The 17,622-nt window shown below is 39.6% G+C and carries 14 protein-coding genes; 13 read left to right on the forward strand and 1 reads right to left on the reverse strand.

Annotated features, from left to right (window positions below; translation table 11 throughout):
- The 11 genes from murE (at position 1) to lpxC (ending at position 13,508) form a co-directional block, all read left to right on the forward strand.
- Positions 1 to 1,482 (forward strand): UDP-N-acetylmuramoyl-L-alanyl-D-glutamate--2,6-diaminopimelate ligase, encoded by a 1,482-nt coding sequence (gene murE / locus A6E06_RS05080; protein WP_065591371.1) that lies wholly within the window; start codon positions 1 to 3, stop codon positions 1,480 to 1,482.
- Complete coding sequence (gene murF / locus A6E06_RS05085; RefSeq protein WP_065591370.1) at positions 1,479 to 2,837, forward strand: UDP-N-acetylmuramoyl-tripeptide--D-alanyl-D-alanine ligase; 1,359 nt, start codon at positions 1,479 to 1,481, stop codon at positions 2,835 to 2,837. The genes murE and murF overlap by 4 nt, the downstream gene beginning before the upstream one ends.
- A complete protein-coding gene (gene mraY, locus A6E06_RS05090) occupies positions 2,837 to 3,919 on the forward strand; it encodes a phospho-N-acetylmuramoyl-pentapeptide-transferase (protein ID WP_065591369.1) in 1,083 nt (360 codons plus the stop codon). The genes murF and mraY overlap by 1 nt, the downstream gene beginning before the upstream one ends.
- Position 3,920: 1 nt before the next feature.
- Complete coding sequence (gene murD, locus A6E06_RS05095; protein WP_065591368.1) at positions 3,921 to 5,249, forward strand: UDP-N-acetylmuramoyl-L-alanine--D-glutamate ligase; 1,329 nt, start codon at positions 3,921 to 3,923, stop codon at positions 5,247 to 5,249.
- A gap of 2 nt (positions 5,250 to 5,251) precedes the next feature.
- Positions 5,252 to 6,454: a cell division protein FtsW gene (ftsW, locus tag A6E06_RS05100; protein ID WP_065591367.1), complete on the forward strand. Its 1,203-nt coding sequence runs from the start codon at positions 5,252 to 5,254 to the stop codon at positions 6,452 to 6,454.
- The gene (gene murG / locus A6E06_RS05105; protein WP_065591366.1) at positions 6,438 to 7,502 is read left to right on the forward strand and encodes an undecaprenyldiphospho-muramoylpentapeptide beta-N-acetylglucosaminyltransferase; all 1,065 of its coding nucleotides are present in this window, start codon (positions 6,438 to 6,440) and stop codon (positions 7,500 to 7,502) included. Before ftsW ends, murG begins: the two co-directional genes overlap by 17 nt.
- Before the next feature lie 17 nt (positions 7,503 to 7,519).
- Positions 7,520 to 8,983 carry a UDP-N-acetylmuramate--L-alanine ligase gene (gene murC / locus A6E06_RS05110; protein ID WP_065591365.1) on the forward strand — a complete coding sequence of 488 codons (1,464 nt, stop codon included), beginning with the start codon at positions 7,520 to 7,522 and terminating at the stop codon, positions 8,981 to 8,983.
- A gap of 214 nt (positions 8,984 to 9,197) precedes the next feature.
- Positions 9,198 to 9,950 carry a cell division protein FtsQ/DivIB gene (locus tag A6E06_RS05115; protein WP_065591364.1) on the forward strand — a complete coding sequence of 251 codons (753 nt, stop codon included), beginning with the start codon at positions 9,198 to 9,200 and terminating at the stop codon, positions 9,948 to 9,950.
- A 1-nt stretch (position 9,951) separates the two neighbouring features.
- A complete protein-coding gene (ftsA, locus tag A6E06_RS05120) occupies positions 9,952 to 11,214 on the forward strand; it encodes a cell division protein FtsA (RefSeq protein WP_065591363.1) in 1,263 nt (420 codons plus the stop codon).
- 32 nt (positions 11,215 to 11,246) lie between these two features.
- A complete protein-coding gene (gene ftsZ, locus A6E06_RS05125; RefSeq protein WP_065591362.1) occupies positions 11,247 to 12,485 on the forward strand; it encodes a cell division protein FtsZ in 1,239 nt (412 codons plus the stop codon).
- A gap of 105 nt (positions 12,486 to 12,590) precedes the next feature.
- A complete protein-coding gene (lpxC, locus tag A6E06_RS05130) occupies positions 12,591 to 13,508 on the forward strand; it encodes a UDP-3-O-acyl-N-acetylglucosamine deacetylase (protein ID WP_065591361.1) in 918 nt (305 codons plus the stop codon).
- A gap of 57 nt (positions 13,509 to 13,565) precedes the next feature.
- On the opposite strand, the gene A6E06_RS05135 is transcribed toward lpxC, so the two are convergent.
- The gene (locus A6E06_RS05135) at positions 13,566 to 14,036 is read right to left on the reverse strand and encodes a DUF721 domain-containing protein (RefSeq protein WP_255310663.1); all 471 of its coding nucleotides are present in this window, start codon (positions 14,034 to 14,036) and stop codon (positions 13,566 to 13,568) included.
- 333 nt (positions 14,037 to 14,369) lie between these two features.
- On the opposite strand from A6E06_RS05135, the gene secA reads away from it, so the two are divergent.
- Positions 14,370 to 17,093 carry a preprotein translocase subunit SecA gene (secA, locus tag A6E06_RS05140; RefSeq protein ID WP_065591360.1) on the forward strand — a complete coding sequence of 908 codons (2,724 nt, stop codon included), beginning with the start codon at positions 14,370 to 14,372 and terminating at the stop codon, positions 17,091 to 17,093.
- Between the two features lie 89 nt (positions 17,094 to 17,182).
- A complete protein-coding gene (mutT, locus tag A6E06_RS05145) occupies positions 17,183 to 17,581 on the forward strand; it encodes an 8-oxo-dGTP diphosphatase MutT (protein WP_065591359.1) in 399 nt (132 codons plus the stop codon).
- Positions 17,582 to 17,622: the final 41 nt, after the last annotated feature.

The raw sequence follows: 17,622 nt of genomic DNA on the forward strand, positions 1-17,622 counted from the left end.
ATGATGCAGTTATCTGAATTATTGTTGCCTTGGTGTGAATTAAATCAAGTCGTAGAAATATCATCCATGACATTGGACAGTCGCAAAGTAACCACTGGTTGCCTATTTGTTGCGATTCAAGGTCACGCGGTCGATGGCCGACAGTTTATCCCTGTTGCGATTAAGCAAGGCGCATCGGCGGTATTGGCTCAAAGTGATGAGATTAATAAGACGGGAACCATCGGTTTTATCGATCAAACACCTATTATTTATCTCGATGCGCTATCGATAAAACTCAGCGCGGTTGCTGGGCGTTTTTATCACGCTGAACAGAGAAAAATGCAGTTGGTTGGCATTACTGGAACCAATGGAAAAACAACCATATCGCAAATTATTGCTCAATGGGCCACGTTACTTGGCAAACCAGCAGGAGTAATGGGGACGACTGGCAATGGGTTATTAACTGATCTGAAACCTGCGTTAAATACGACGGGTAATCCAATCGAGATCCAACAGACATTATCGGATCTTGAAAATATAGGGGCAAAGTTAACTGCACTAGAGATCTCTTCTCATGGCTTGGTTCAAAGTCGAGTTAACGCCTTAAATTTTGATGCCGCAGTATTTACGAACTTAAGTCGTGATCATCTTGATTATCATGGCGATATGGAAAGTTATGCGAAAGCTAAAAAGTTATTATTTACTACTCATAACCCGACAAAATCAATCATTAATGCAGACGACAGTGTTGGTGTTTCTTGGTTGAAAGAGCTGCCAAGCGCTATTGGGGTGTCCCTAAATGAAAAACAGCTTTCTTTCCATTCTGGTAAAAAAGTGTTTGCAACTTCTGTCATTTATTCTACGGATGGAATTCAAATATCTCTGAATTCTGATTGGGGAAGTGCAAACCTGTCAGTTCCATTAATCGGAGCGTTTAATGCGAGTAATATTCTCGTTGCTTTCGCTACTTTACTGTCTTTGGGTTATGACATTCTTGAATTAGAAGTGGCGGCACCAAAATTAAGTGCTGTTATTGGACGAATGGAACTTTTTAGCTCAGAAGGAAAAGCAAAAATAGTCGTTGATTATGCCCATACTCCTGATGCGCTTGATAAAGCATTGCAAGCCTTACGAGTTCATTGTAGTGGCAAGTTATGGTGTATATTCGGTTGCGGTGGCGATAGAGATACAGGTAAACGTCCAATGATGGCCAGAATCGCTGAACAGCAAGCTGATGTGATCATTTTAAGTGATGATAACCCTCGTTCTGAAGATCCGGGCATCATAACGAAAGATATGTTAGTTGGTTTAAATGAGCCAGAAGCAGCAAAAATAATTCATGACCGCTTTGATGCTTGTCAGTATGCGTTATCTCAAGCAGGTGAAAACGACATAATTTTGCTTGCAGGTAAAGGACATGAAGATTACCAAGTACTTGCGAATAAAACTGTTCATTACTCAGATCGTGAAAGTGCACAGAAATTATTAGGATTACTATCATGATAGCAATGCATCTTAGTCATATTGCTAAAATATGTGATGGACAGTTAGTAGGTACTGACTATCAAGTATCGTCAGTATCGACAGACAGTAGAAATATAGAAAAGGAAGGCCTTTTTGTTGCACTGATTGGTGAGCGATTTGATGCTCATAATTTCGTGTCTACAGCGCAAGAGCAAGGAGCGGTGGCTTTACTTGTTTCTCATGAGGTTGATTCTCCATTACCTCAAGTGATCGTGAGTGATACGGAAAAAGCGCTTGGGTTACTCGGTCAATATGTTCATCAGCAATGCCATTCCTTTACTATTGCTTTAACTGGCAGTTGTGGAAAAACCACCGTAAAAGAAATGTTAGCGTCTATTTTAAAACGTTCTGGTGAAGTGTTAGCCACTGCGGGTAATTTTAATAATGAAATCGGCGTGCCATTAACGTTGTTACGATCTCAACCAAGTAATGATTTCTCTGTCATTGAGCTCGGCGCAAATCATCAAAATGAAATCGCTTATACCACTCAACTTGTTCGTCCTGATGTCGCCTTAGTAAATAATATTGCGGCGGCACATTTAGAAGGATTTGGTTCGATAGAAGGAGTTGCGAAGGCAAAAGGTGAAATCTTTGAAGGTCTAAAAGAAAATGCGACGGCTATTTATAATTTAGACAGTAATGGATTGCCTCGCTGGTCTGATTTATTTGAAAACAAAACGGTATTGAGTTTTTCACAAGAAAATAATCAAGCTGACTTTCATGCAAGTAATATAGAGATCAATCGTCTTGGTGCTTCTTCATTTATATTGAATACGCCGGTAGGAAGCATTGTGATTTCACTCACGATTATTGGTAAGCATAATGTATCAAATGCAGTTGCGGCTGCGGCGTTAGCTGTTCAAGCTAACTGTACATTAGCTGATATTCAACAAGGCTTACAATCGCTAGAAAATGTAAAAGGAAGGGTTGCTGTTGAGGTTTTACCTTCTGGTTTGAAAGTTATCGATGATACTTACAATGCCAGTGTTCCTGCGATGAAAGCCGCAGTGGACTTACTTGGTGGCTTTAATGGCAGTCGTTGGCTGGTTTTAGGCAATATGGCTGAGCTTGGTAAAGAAAGCCTTGCACTTCACCGTGAAGTTGGTGAATATGCTGCCCCATATCAATTTGAGCAAGTAATAACGTTTGGTGATGATACCAAGGTGATCAGCGAATTATGCAATGGCCGACACTTTGAGTCTCGTAACGAATTAAATGCCTATTTATTGCAAGAATTACAATTAATTAAACATAATGAGGTTACCGTGCTAGTAAAAGGTGCCAATAGTTCACGTATGAGCGAAGTAGTTTTAGCTCTTAAGGAGTGTCAGTAATGATTATCTGGTTATCTAACTTTCTAGAGCAATATTTCCCATTTTTTCGTTTATTCGAATACCTTAGCTTTCGAGCTATTTTAAGTATTATTACCGCATTATCTATTTCGTTATGGATGGGACCTAAACTGATCCGATGGTTACAAAATCTTCAAATCGGCCAAGTAGTGCGTGATGATGGTCCAGAATCTCATTTTAGTAAGCGTGGTACGCCAACCATGGGCGGTATCATGATTTTAACCGCCATTTCAGTAACCGTTTTCTTATGGGCAGATCTAACTAATCCTTATGTATGGGCAGTTATGTTTGTGCTACTAGGTTATGGTGCGGTTGGTTTTGTTGATGACTATCGTAAAGTTGTGCGTAAAAATACAGACGGTTTGATTGCTCGTTGGAAATACTTTTGGCAGTCGGCAATTGCGTTAGTGGTTGCTTTTGCATTATATGCTTATGGTAAAGATACGGCGGCAACACAGCTCGTTGTTCCTTTCTTTAAAGATATAATGCCACAACTTGGTTTGACTTATATTTTGCTAACCTACTTTGTTATTGTCGGTACAAGTAATGCCGTAAACCTAACGGATGGATTGGATGGTTTAGCTATCATGCCAACGGTATTTGTTGCCGCTGGTTTTGCTTTCATTGCATGGGCGACAGGCAACGTACAGTTTGCGAATTACTTACATATTCCACACATTCCACAAGCAAGTGAATTGGTTGTAGTTTGTGCCGCAATCGTTGGTGCTGGCTTTGGTTTCCTATGGTTTAACACTTACCCAGCACAAGTATTCATGGGCGATGTTGGTTCATTAGCACTGGGTGGCGCATTAGGTACGATTGCTGTTCTTGTTCGTCAAGAGTTCTTATTAGTTATTATGGGTGGTGTCTTTGTTGTAGAAACACTCTCTGTAATTCTACAAGTTGGCTCATATAAATTACGTGGTCAACGTATTTTCCGTATGGCTCCAATTCATCACCATTATGAATTGAAAGGATGGCCAGAACCGCGTGTAATCGTGCGCTTTTGGATTATCTCTATGTTATTGGTTCTTATTGCATTAGCGACATTGAAGGTACGTTAATATGACTGGTTTTGGTGGTGTAAAAAGCGTTGTGGTGGTTGGTTTAGGTATGACAGGCTTATCTGTTGTTAAGCACCTACTTAGGCAACCAGAGGCGTTAATCGTAAAGGTTATTGATACTCGTGAAACGCCACCAGGCCAAGACCATTTGCCTGAAAATGTTGAGTTATATTCTGGTGGTTGGCAACAAGAGTGGCTGTTAGAGGCCGATCTTATTGTTACCAACCCGGGAATTGCGCTTGCTTCGCCTCAATTGCAACCAGCGATTAAAAAGGGAACACCAGTTGTTGGTGATATAGAGTTGTTTGCGTGGGCAGTGAAGGCCCCTGTGATTGCAATTACCGGCTCTAATGGCAAAAGTACGGTCACCGATTTAACCGGTGAAATGGCCAATGCCGCAGGGGTGAAAACCGCTGTTGGTGGCAATATAGGTTTTGCTGCGTTAGATTTGTTAGAACAAGATGCCGATCTTTACGTTCTTGAGTTATCCAGCTTTCAATTAGAAACAACCTCATCGTTAAAATTAAAAGCCGCTGCCTTTTTGAATCTATCGGAAGACCATATGGATAGATACCAAGGTATGGCTGATTATCGTCAAGCGAAGTTACGTATATTTGATCATGCCGATGTTTGTATTGTTAATCGTGATGATAAAGAAACGTACCCAGACACAGCAGATAAAACGTTAATTAGTTTTGGGTTTGATGCCCGTGATGAGTACGGTTGCGTTGAAGAAAACGGTCAGTTTTTTTTAGCTAAAAATAACACACCTATTATTGCTGCCAATGAGCTTGGTCTTGTTGGTAAACACAATATTGCTAACAGCCTTGTTGCTCTTGCTTTACTTGATGCAGCCGGTGTTAATACCGATAAAACATTAGAAACGTTGAAGCGTTACAATGGATTAACGCATCGCTGCCAAGTTGTCGCTGAAATGAATGGTGTTCGATGGGTTAACGATTCTAAAGCAACCAATGTGGCGAGTACACTGGCTGCACTTTCTGGCCTTAGTATTGAAGGGAAACTTCATTTGTTGGTTGGTGGTGTTGGCAAAGGGGCCGATTTTTCGGAATTATCGCCAGCATTGAACAAATTGGATTTAATGATGTATTGTTTTGGTGATGATGGTGATAAATTTCTGACTTTAGACTCTCGTTCTCAACACTGCAAAACAATGGATGAAGCAATAGAAAAGTTATTTCCGACATTAAGCGAAGGAGACATGGTCATGCTCTCTCCTGCGTGTGCAAGTTTTGATCAATATGCGAATTTTATGGCTAGAGGTGATGCATTTACTCAACTAGCAAAACAGTATTCAGTTGAGAGTTAATTTTGAGCATTGAACGTATTAAACAATCGGTTTTGACCGTACAAGAGTGGTGTTTAACACCATCACCTAAAGTGATGTTTGATCGTCAGTTAATCTGGATTGCCTTAGGTTTAATGTTAACTGGTCTTGTTATGGTAGGCTCAGCGTCTTTTCCTATTAGCACGCGTTTAACCGGACAACCATTTCATTTTATGATTCGACATATGTTGTTTGTTTTTTTTGCACTTGTCGTTTCCTCATTTGTATTACGTATAAAATTAGATAATTGGTTAAAATACAGTAGCCATTTATTGCTGATTTCTTTTTTGTTATTGGCTGCGGTATTAGTTGTAGGTAAATCTGTAAATGGAGCTGCACGTTGGCTACCGTTAGGTATTTTTAATTTACAACCAGCCGAAGTGGCTAAGCTTTCTTTATTTGTCTTTATCGCGGGTTATCTCGTTCGTCGTCATGGTGAAGTCAGGGATAGTTTTAAAGGGTTTGTTAAACCATTAGTTGTTCTCATCGGACTTGCTTTCTTTTTATTAATGCAACCAGATTTAGGGACAACCATCGTAATGTTTGTAACTACGATTGGGATGTTATTTATTGCTGGTGCTAAGTTATGGCAATTTATTGCTTTAGTTATGAGTGGTATTTCCTTGGTTATTGTCTTAATCATTGCTGAACCTTACCGTATGCGCCGTATCACTTCTTTCTTAGACCCATGGCAAGACCCATTTGGTAGCGGTTATCAATTAACGCAATCTTTAATGGCATTTGGTCGAGGCAGCTGGTTCGGAGAAGGGCTTGGTAATTCGATTCAAAAATTAGAATATTTGCCAGAAGCTCATACCGACTTTGTATTTGCGGTGGTGGCGGAAGAGTTAGGTTTTGTCGGCGTATCTTTAGTTCTTATTTTAATTTTTTCTTTAGTATTTAAAGCATTATTTATTGGTCGAAAGTGTTTACAGCATGATCAGAGATTTGGTGGCTTTTTAGCGTTTGGTATTGGTATCTGGTTTGCTTTTCAAACCTTAGTTAACGTTGGTGCCGCTGCGGGCATTGTCCCAACAAAAGGGCTGACATTACCATTGATTAGTTATGGCGGTTCCAGTTTAATTATCATGTCTGTCGCAGTCTCCCTCCTCATTCGTATTGATCATGAATGTCGTGTCTTTTTAGAAAACGAGCCTCCACGGAGCGAAAATGAAGAACAAAAATAAACGTTTATTAGTGATGGCTGGTGGTACTGGCGGTCATGTATTTCCTGGATTAGCAGTAGCAAAACAGCTACAAAGTGAAGGATGGGAAATTCGCTGGTTAGGTACAGAAGATAGAATGGAAGCGGATTTAGTACCAAAGCATGGTATTGAAATCGACTTTATCAAAGTAAAAGGCTTACGTGGACAAGGCTTTAAAAAGTTGCTTGCTGCGCCGTTTCAAATATTGGGCGCGATCTCTCAAGCTAAAAAGCATATTAAAGCATGGCAGCCTGATGTTGTACTTGGTATGGGAGGGTACGTAAGTGGCCCTGGTGGTATTGCTGCTTGGTTATCCGGTATCCCTGTTGTGTTGCATGAACAAAATGCCGTTGCTGGCTTAACCAACCAGTGGTTATCTAAAATTGCTAAACGTGTATTTCAAGCGTTTCCGGGTGCTTTTCCAAATGCAGACGTCGTTGGTAATCCAGTAAGGGAAGATGTATGTCAATTACCTCATCCAAGCGAACGATTTGCTGAACGTAGCGGCCCTATTCGTGTATTAATCATGGGAGGCAGTCAAGGTGCCCGTATTCTTAATACGACCTTACCTGAAGCATTACCAAAACTGAGTCATGCTGTCGAGATCTGGCATCAAGCAGGTAAAGGAAATCAAGAAACAGTAAATGCCGCTTACCAAGAAAATGGTATTGCAGATGCCACAGTTACTGAGTTTATTGATGATGTTGCCGCAGCGTACGCTTGGGCTGATGTTCTAGTATGCCGCTCTGGTGCGCTAACTGTTTCAGAGGTTTCAGCTGCGGGTGTTGGTTCTGTATTTATTCCTTTTATGCATAAAGATCGTCAACAAGCATTAAATGCGGATCACCTTGTACAGTGTGGTGCAGCGCAAATGATTGAACAACAAGATTTAACTGTTCAGCGTTTGGTTGCTACACTTAATGGATTAGAGCGAAAAGAATTATTAGAAATGGCAAGTAATGCTCGTAAAGCAGCCATTATTGATGCTGATGTACGTGTTGCCAATGCGATTAAAACCCTCGCAAGATAAACGAATTGAGATTTAGAATGATAAAAGATCAGAAACTGCAATTAGCTGAAATTAGAACCATGATCCCTGAAATGCGTCGAGTTGAATGCATTCACTTTGTTGGTATTGGCGGAGCAGGAATGAGTGGGATTGCTGAGGTCTTGCTAAATGAAGGCTATCATATTAGTGGGTCAGACTTGGCTGAGAATACAGTTACGGTTCGATTAGCCCAAAAAGGAGCAAACATCTTTTTTGGTCATCAAGCGAGTAATGTTGAGAAAGCAAGTGTAGTGGTTGTTTCAACGGCTATCGATCCAACAAACCCCGAGATTGTCGCTGCGAAAGAAAGTCGAATTCCGGTGATCCGTCGTGCAGAAATGCTGGCCGAGTTGATGCGCTATCGCCATGGTATTGCGGTTGCGGGAACTCATGGTAAAACAACAACAACAGCATTAACGACTCAAATATATTCAGAAGCGGGTTTAGATCCTACTTTTGTCAATGGCGGCTTAGTTAAGAATGCCGGAACTAATGCACGCTTAGGTTCAAGCCGTTTCCTTATTGCCGAAGCTGATGAAAGTGATGCGTCATTTTTACACCTTCAGCCAATGGTAAGTATTGTCACTAACATTGAAGCCGATCATATGGATACTTATGGCGGTGACTTTGAAGTGTTAAAACAAACTTTTATTGATTTTCTTCATAACCTGCCATTTTATGGTCAAGCTGTCATGTGTATTGATGATGATGTGGTAAGAGAGTTATTACCTCGAGTTAGTCGTCAAGTTATCACTTATGGCTTCTCAGATGATGCAGATGTACGCTTAATAAATTACCGTCAAATTGCTCAACAGAGTTTCTTTACAGTACAACGAAAAGACAGAACTGATTTAGATATTGTACTTAATATTCCTGGTAAACATAATGCCTTGAATGCGACGGCTGCAATAGCAGTAGCTACAGAAGAAGATGTTGAAGACAGTGCTATTCTTTCAGCGCTGCTTAACTTTGAAGGTGCTGGACGTCGTTTTGATCAACTAGGTGAATTTGACACTGGTAATGGTTTAGCGATGTTAGTAGACGATTATGGGCATCATCCAACAGAAGTGGATGTTACTATCCAAGCGGCGAGAGCTGGCTGGGCTGATAAGCGTTTAGTTATGATATTCCAACCTCACCGTTATAGCCGAACTCGTGATTTATATGATGATTTTGCAAATGTATTAGATAACGTTGACGTTCTAATCATGCTTGATGTTTATTCTGCAGGAGAAACGCCAATTGCAGGTGCTGATGGTAGGGCGTTATGCCGAACTATTCGTGGAAGAGGGAAAATAGATCCTATTTTTGTTCCTAGTATTGATGCGTTGCCACCAGTGTTAGCGAATATAATTCAAGAAGGTGACTTAATTCTGACTCAAGGTGCTGGTGATATTGGTAAACTAGCAAAACATCTTGCTTCCATGAAGTTAAATATCGAGACAATGAAAGAGTTTGGATAATTATTGTTTAATTAGTTAGAACTTCTAATAAAAAGACGAATTATGGGATAGAATCCTCATTGTATTAATAATATGCTATTAGAGATTGTGATAGAGGGTTTTTGCACCCTATAATTATTAGTAGAGTTTATTTTAGCATCATCATAAAGAGATTCTTTATATTGATGCTAGTTTTAGGACTATTGTGAAAAGAATATGATTAAAGATGGTCAAAATGAAGACATCATTTGATAAAGAAGAAATAAGAAAACACTTACCAGGTGCTCTGTTTCTTTTCTTAGTCGTGATCATTTCATTGTGGCTTGTAATTTCAACGGTAAGTTGGATGACTGATGAAGATCGATTACCTCTATCTCATATGATCATCCAGGGGCAATTAAAACATATTACTGCTGATGATATTCGTGAAGCAATTGATTCAATGGATTCCATTGGAACCTTCATGACTCAAGATGTGAATAAGCTGCAAAACGCTTTATTATCTTTGCCGTGGATTGCACAAGTATCAGTTAGAAAACAATGGCCAGAAACGATTAAAGTGTTCGTAGTTGAGCACAAGCCGGAAGCTACATGGAACAATCGAGTCATTGTTAATCCGGAAGGCATTGTTTTTAATGCACCGATGAGTGATTTAACTGAACAGAAACCAGCATTATTTGGTCCTGAAAGTGATAGCAAAGAAGTACTGGCTTTCTGGCATCAATTACAAAAGCAATTTGCACCATTGCATGTGAGCGTTCGCAGTGTTGCATTAACAGATCGTTTATCTTGGCAAGTTGTGTTGGATAGTGGTATTCGACTTGAGCTTGGACGAGATGCTAGAGAAGAAAGAATTGAACGATTTATTGCTTTATATAAGCAATTAGAAAATAAAAAGAATTCGATAGATTATATAGATCTTCGTTACGATACTGGCGCAGCTGTTGGGTGGAAGCCTGGCAATGTAGAAGATAAAGAAGAGAATTGACATGAGTAAAACGCCAGAAGGCAGTATTATTGTTGGTTTAGATATCGGTACAAACAAAGTGTCAGCATTAGTTGGCGAAGTTTTACCTGATGGCCAAGTGAGCGTTATTGGTTCTGCGTCGTGTCCCTCTCGAGGAATGGATAAAGGTGGAGTTAACGACCTTGAATCGGTAGTTAAATCGGTTCAAAGAGCGATAGATCAAGCCGAACTTATGGCTGAATGCACCATTACATCTGTATTTATTTCTTTATCAGGCAAGCATATTGCAAGCCAAATAGAGAAAGGAATGGGGTCTATTTCGGAAGAAGAAGTGACTCAAGATGACATGGACAGTGTTATTCATACTGCAAAATCAGTTAAAATTGGTGATGAGCAGCGAACATTGCATGTTATTCCACAAGAGTTTTCTATTGATGTACAAAAAGGTATTCGAAATCCAATCGGGTTATCGGGTATGAGAATGGAAGTCAGTGTTCACCTTATTACCTGCCATAATGATATGGCGCGAAATATTGTCAAAGCAGTTGAACGCTGTGGTTTAAAAGTTGAACATATCATTTTTTCTGGTTTGGCATCAAGTAATGCTGTTATTACAGAAGATGAAAGAGATCTTGGTGTGTGTGTTGTTGATATTGGTGCTGGAACAATGGATATCGCAATTTGGACTGACGGTTCTTTACGCCATGCCGAAGTTTTACCTTATGCTGGTAATGCGGTAACTAGTGATATTGCTTATGCTTTTGGTACGCCATTTAACGATGCTGAAAAATTAAAAGTAACATATGGTTGTGCTATTAGTGAACATATTAATCGTGATGAAACGGTTAATGTAGCTAGTGTTGGTGGTAGACCATCTAGAAGTTTGCAACGAAGAATGCTAGCAGAAGTTATCGAACCAAGGTATTCTGAACTGCTAGGCCTTGTAAATCAGCGAATTCTTGCAATTCAAGACAAGTTACGCGCTGAGGGAACAAAGCACCATCTTGCTGCCGGTATTGTTTTAACTGGTGGTGGAGCACAAATTGAAGGTTTGGCTGATTGCGCAGAGCGAGTTTTTCAAACTCAAGTTAGAATAGGCCAACCTTTAGAGGTGACAGGCCTGACAGATTACGTAAAAGAGCCTTCCCAAGCAACCGCTGTTGGGCTTTTGCATTATGGTAAAGAAAGTCAATTGCATGACGATGAAGATTATGTGCCAAGTAAGCACCAGTCTTTTACTACTGTAATGAAGAAATTTAAAAATTGGATACTAAAAGAGTTTTAACCTGAGCGAACAGGAAGGAACGGAGAGAACAGATGTTTGAGCCGATGATGGAAATGTCCGACGAAGCAGTAATTAAAGTAGTTGGTGTAGGTGGCGGTGGCGGTAATGCTATCGAGCACATGGTACGAGAGTCAATCGAAGGTGTTGAGTTCATTAGTGTTAACACTGATGCGCAAGCACTTCGAAAAACAAGTGTAAATACAGTGATTCAGATTGGTGGAGACATCACAAAAGGCTTAGGCGCAGGTGCAAACCCGCAAGTTGGTCGTGATGCTGCATTAGAAGATCGCGAAGCGATTAAAGAAGTATTATCTGGTGCCGATATGATATTTATCGCAGCCGGAATGGGTGGTGGTACTGGTACTGGTGCTGCTCCAATTATTGCTGAAATCGCAAAAGAACTAAATATTCTAACGGTTGCTGTTGTTACAAAACCATTTAGTTTTGAAGGTCGTAAGCGTCTTGCTTTTGCTGAGCAAGGTATTGAAGAGTTATCAAAACATGTTGACTCATTAATTACGATTCCAAACGAAAAACTATTAAAAGTACTTGGTCGTGGTATTACATTGTTAGAAGCATTTGCAAAAGCAAATGATGTTCTTCGTAATGCAGTTCAAGGTATTGCTGAATTGATTACTCGTCCAGGTATGATCAACGTCGATTTCGCCGATGTTCGTACTGTTATGTCTGAAATGGGACATGCAATGATGGGTAGTGGTATTGCGGTAGGTGAAGACCGAGCAGAGCAAGCCGCGGAAGAAGCGATTTCAAGTCCATTACTTGAAGATATTGATCTTGCTGGCGCTCGTGGTGTTCTTGTTAACATTACCGCTGGTCTTGATATGCGTCTTGATGAATTTGAAACCGTAGGTAATACAGTAAAAGCTTTTGCATCTGATAATGCAACGGTTGTTATTGGTACGTCACTTGATCCAGATATGACGGATGAAATTCGAGTAACGGTTGTTGCTACTGGTATCGGTACAGAAAAAAAACCTGAAATCACATTAGTGACTAATAAAGCGGCAACGTCAGCTCAGTCTACATCGACAGCGCAACCAGCAGTTCAGCAACCACAAGTAAAAACACCTGTAGTTGAACCTATGGTAGAAAAAACGACACAAAATGTGCAGGTAACTAAGCCAGCAACATCGCAAACATCAACGTCGCCAGCAGCAGGTGTTCAAAATGCAGGTGCTGCGCAAGTTAAACCAGATCAAAAAGAAGATTATTTAGATATTCCGGCGTTTTTACGACGTCAAGCTGACTAATTAAACATCAACCGATTTGGTTTTATAGAAAGTTGTGTGCTAGAATATTTAGACCAGTTCTAGAATTGGTTTGAAATCAAGCATATTTACAGTTGAGATGAGCATATGATCAGACAACGAACACTGAAAAGTATCGTACAAATGACAGGCGTGGGTTTACACTCAGGTCGAAAAGTCACGCTTACTCTTCGTCCAGCAGCGGCAAACACAGGTGTAATTTATCGTCGTACAGACCTTAATCCACCAGTCGATTTCCCAGCGGACCCAGAGTCAGTACGTGATACTGTTTTATGTACAGCGTTAGTTAATGATGAAGGCGTAAGAATCTCAACGGTTGAACACTTAAATGCTGCATTAGCGGGCATGGGCATCGATAACGTTGTTATTGAAGTCGATGCACCTGAAATTCCAATTATGGATGGCAGCGCTAGTCCCTTTGTTTATCTTTTACAATCTGCGGGTATTGAAGAGCTTAATACAGCGAAGAAATTCATTCGTATTAAGAAACCTGTTCGCATTGAAGATGGTGATAAATGGGCAGAAATTCGTCCTTATAACGGTTTTCGCTTAGATTTCACTATTGACTTCAATCACCCTGCGATTGAATCAGATGATCAAAGACTCGTGTTTGATTTTTCAAGCCAATCGTTTATCAAAGATATCTCACGAGCTCGTACTTTTGGGTTCATGCGTGATATTGAGTACTTACAATCACAAAACCTATGTTTAGGTGGTAGTTTTGATTGTGCCATAGTACTAGATGATTACCGAATTCTTAATGAAGACGGGTTACGTTTTGATAATGAATTTGTAACGCATAAAGTTCTTGATGCTGTTGGTGACCTTTATATGTGTGGTCACAGTATTTTGGGTGAACTAAGTGCTTATAAATCAGGTCATGCTCTGAATAATCAGTTACTTCGTGCAGTTCTTGCAGATCAAGAAGCATGGGAGTGGACAACTATTGAAGATGAAAAAGAAGCACCAGTTGCCTTTATGCAGCCAGGAATGGTTCTAGCCTAATACATCATCAAATTAAAAGCCAAGCAGTTGCTTGGCTTTTTTGTATCTATGATACCGCTATTTCTTATTGGCTAAAGCAGCCAAACTTTCTAATCGTTTTTTAAGTTTTGGTGACGCAGTTTCTGCAACCATTTCTAGAGCGCTGGCCGCGGCTGCTGATAACTCTCGTTTTGCTTGTTTTTCTGTTTTGTATATTGTTGGTTTTTCACCAACAAAAGATCGAGCAAGATCGGGGTTTATTTTAATTTCTAAATTGGATAAACCGGGTAAACCATGCTGACGAAAAGCAGATAATATCGCTAATCGTTCATAATTAATTCGAGTTGACCAGACACTACTAGACACTTCGATAACTAAAGATCCTTGACGATAATTTGCCACGCGGCAATGATCCTCACACCCCGCGGGTAATGAATCTTTTAAAACGCGCGATAGTTTAGATATGATAATCGCTTTTTCTTGGAGATCTTTAAAGCGAGTATTATTAAAAAAATCATTTGCCGGTTGTGGTCGATGGTCTCGCATCATTAGGAATTCTCATATATAGGGAGCTATTTCATAGACTAATACCAAAGAAAAAGTCATAAATGCCAATTAGATCTGAATTTTTCAGAATTGAAATCAAACTCTACGGATTTAGCTTAGGATTGCTTTACGTTATCGCTTATACTTTCCTAATTATTACTTATGATAGCTAGTAACACAACAATCAGAATTGGCCTTGAAAAATCAAAGTTGAATCCCCATAAGATAAGTATATAAAGAAGTATTTTTCTTAGAGCAATTCCTCTAGGTGATTGATTCACATTTTCAGATAAACCGATCAGAGATGGTCATAGAGATAAGAGAAGCAACGGAATTATGTTTTCTAAAATTCTAACAAAAGTTATCGGTAGCCGTAATGATCGTACATTACGTAAGCTACGTAAAATCGTAGATCAAATTAATAAACTCGAGCCACAATTTGAATCATTACAAGACGAAGAATTAAAAGCGAAAACAATTGAATTTCGCGCACGTCTAGATCAAGGTGAAGATTTAGATAGCTTATTACCAGAAGCATTTGCAACCGTACGTGAAGCATCTAAGCGTTTGTATGGTATGCGTCACTTTGATGTCCAAATGATTGGTGGCATGGTATTAAACGATAGCCAGATTGCAGAAATGCGAACAGGTGAAGGTAAAACCTTAACAGCAACATTACCGTGTTACTTAAATGCACTAACAGGTAAAGGTGTTCACGTAGTAACAGTGAATGATTACCTTGCAAAACGTGATGCTGAAACTAACCGTGAACTCTTTGAATTCTTAGGTATGACAGTTGGTATTAACGTACCTAATATGCCACCTCAAGAGAAAAAACAAGCGTATTTATGTGACATTTTATATGGCACAAATAACGAGTTTGGTTTCGATTACTTACGTGACAACATGGCTTTTCGTGCAGAAGATCGTGTTCAGCGTGAACGCTACTTTGCAGTAATCGATGAAGTGGATTCAATTTTAATCGATGAAGCTCGTACCCCTCTTATCATTTCAGGTCCTGCAGAAGATAGCTCTGAACTTTATACTCAAATTAACACATTGATCCCTCAGCTTATTAAGCAAGATGAAGAAGACAGTGAAGAGTATCGAGGCGAAGGTCACTACACATTAGATGAAAAAGGAAAGCAAACTCACTTGACTGAAAATGGTCAAGAGTTTGTAGAGCAACTATTAAAAGATGAAGGTTTAATGGAAGCAGATGATACTTTGTATTCTCCTGCTAATATCAGCTTACTTCATCATATCAATGCGGCATTACGTGCACACGTTTTGTTTGAAAAAGACGTAGATTATATTGTAAAAGATGATGAAGTTATTATCGTTGATGAACATACTGGTCGTACAATGCCAGGGCGTCGTTGGTCTGAAGGTTTACATCAAGCTGTTGAAGCAAAAGAAGGTGTAAAAATTCAGAATGAAAACCAAACATTAGCATCAATTACTTTCCAAAATTTCTTCCGTTTGTACGACAAACTGTCAGGAATGACAGGTACAGCCGATACAGAAGCATTTGAATTCCAATCTATTTATGGCTTAGATACGGTTGTTATTCCAACTAACCGCCCTATGACTCGTAATGATATGGGTGATTTAGTCTACATGACAGAAGTAGAGAAATTTGCAGCTATCATAGAAGATATCAAAGGGTGTTCTGAACGCGGTCAACCAGTACTTGTTGGTACGGTGTCTATCGAAAAATCAGAACTCCTTTCAGATGCACTGAAAAAAGCAAAGATTAAACACAATGTATTGAATGCTAAATTTCATGAAAAAGAAGCAGATATCGTTGCGAATGCAGGTACAACAAGTGCCGTCACTATTGCAACCAATATGGCTGGTCGTGGTACTGATATCGTTTTAGGTGGCAGCTGGCAAGCAGAGATCGCTAATTTAAACGATCCAACAGAAGCACAAATTCAAGACGCTAAAGCAAAGTGGAAAGAAGCTCACGATGCGGTTCTTGCTGCTGGTGGTCTTCATATTATTGGTACAGAGCGTCATGAATCACGTCGTATTGATAACCAATTACGTGGTCGTGCGGGTCGTCAAGGTGATGCAGGCTCTTCTCGATTCTACCTATCAATGGAAGATGCATTAATGCGTATCTTTGCTTCTGATCGTGTATCTAGCATGATGAAGAAATTAGGTATGGAAGAAGGTGAAGCAATTGAGCACCCTTGGGTAACAAAAGCGATAGAGAACGCACAACGTAAAGTTGAAGGTCGTAACTTTGATATTCGTAAGCAATTACTTGAGTACGATGATGTTGCTAATGACCAACGTAAAGTAGTTTATGAGCTGCGTGATGAGCTGATGAATGTTGATGATATCAGTGAAATGATCGCACATAACCGCCAAGATGTTCTTGAAGGTTTATTTGGTCAATACATACCAGCACAATCTCTTGAAGAAATGTGGGATGTTGAAGGGTTAACAACACGTCTACGTGCTGATTTTGATTTGGATATTCCAATTCAAGAGTGGCTAGATAGCGACGATAAACTTCATGAAGATAACCTACGTGAAAAAGTGATTGAAACTGCGATTCAAGTTTATAAAGATAAAGAAGAGTCTGTTGGCGAATCGGTTCTGCGTAATTTTGAAAAAGCAGTCATGCTACAAACGCTTGATGGTTTGTGGAAAGAGCACTTAGCGGCGATGGATCATCTTCGTCAAGGTATTCATTTACGTGGCTATGCTCAGAAAAATCCAAAGCAAGAATATAAGCGTGAGTCTTTTGAGTTATTTGAAGGTCTGCTTGATACGTTGAAATTTGATGTTGTTTCAATTTTAAGTAAAGTTCGAGTTCAACAGCAAGAAGATGTTGAACGCATGGAAGAGCAACGTCGTCAACAAGCTGAAGCAATGGCTCGTCGTCAGCAACTACAGCATCAAGAGGCTGAAAGTCAGTTGGATGATGGTGAAACATCAGAAGATGGACATACTCCTGTTGTTCGTGATGAACGTAAGGTAGGACGAAATGAATCATGCCCATGTGGTTCAGGTAAGAAATACAAACAATGTCATGGTAAGATTTAATTAATTGATATTTAGTATTTATTAATAAAAAAACCGCTATTTTTAGCGGTTTTTTTATAGTTAACATTTTTCATAAAGAAAGGATATTAATGAAACGATTACATATTGTTGCTGCGGTAATTTTGAACCTAAAAAAGGACAAAATATTTATCACTAAACGTCCAGATAAAGCGCATAAAGGCGGTTTTTGGGAGTTCCCTGGTGGTAAAGTTGAAGAGGGAGAAAGTGCAGAGCAAGCTATAATCAGAGAATTAAATGAAGAAGTCGGAATTCTGTCTACTGAGTTAACTATCTTTGAATCGTTAAATTATGATTATCCAGAAAAATCCCTTTATTTTGATTTTTTTACGGTAACTAAATTTGAATCTGAACCGTATGGTAAAGAAGGGCAGCAGGGCTTATGGGTGCCGATTACGGATCTTAAACACTATTCATTTCCGGAAGCCAATATTCCGGTGCTAGAAAAAGTGATGTTGTCTTTTTGTTAAACTTAAATGTATAAAAAAGCGATCGTTACGATCGCTTTTTT

This window comes from Aliivibrio sp. 1S175, assembly GCF_001690985.1.
GTDB lineage: Bacteria > Pseudomonadota > Gammaproteobacteria > Enterobacterales > Vibrionaceae > Aliivibrio.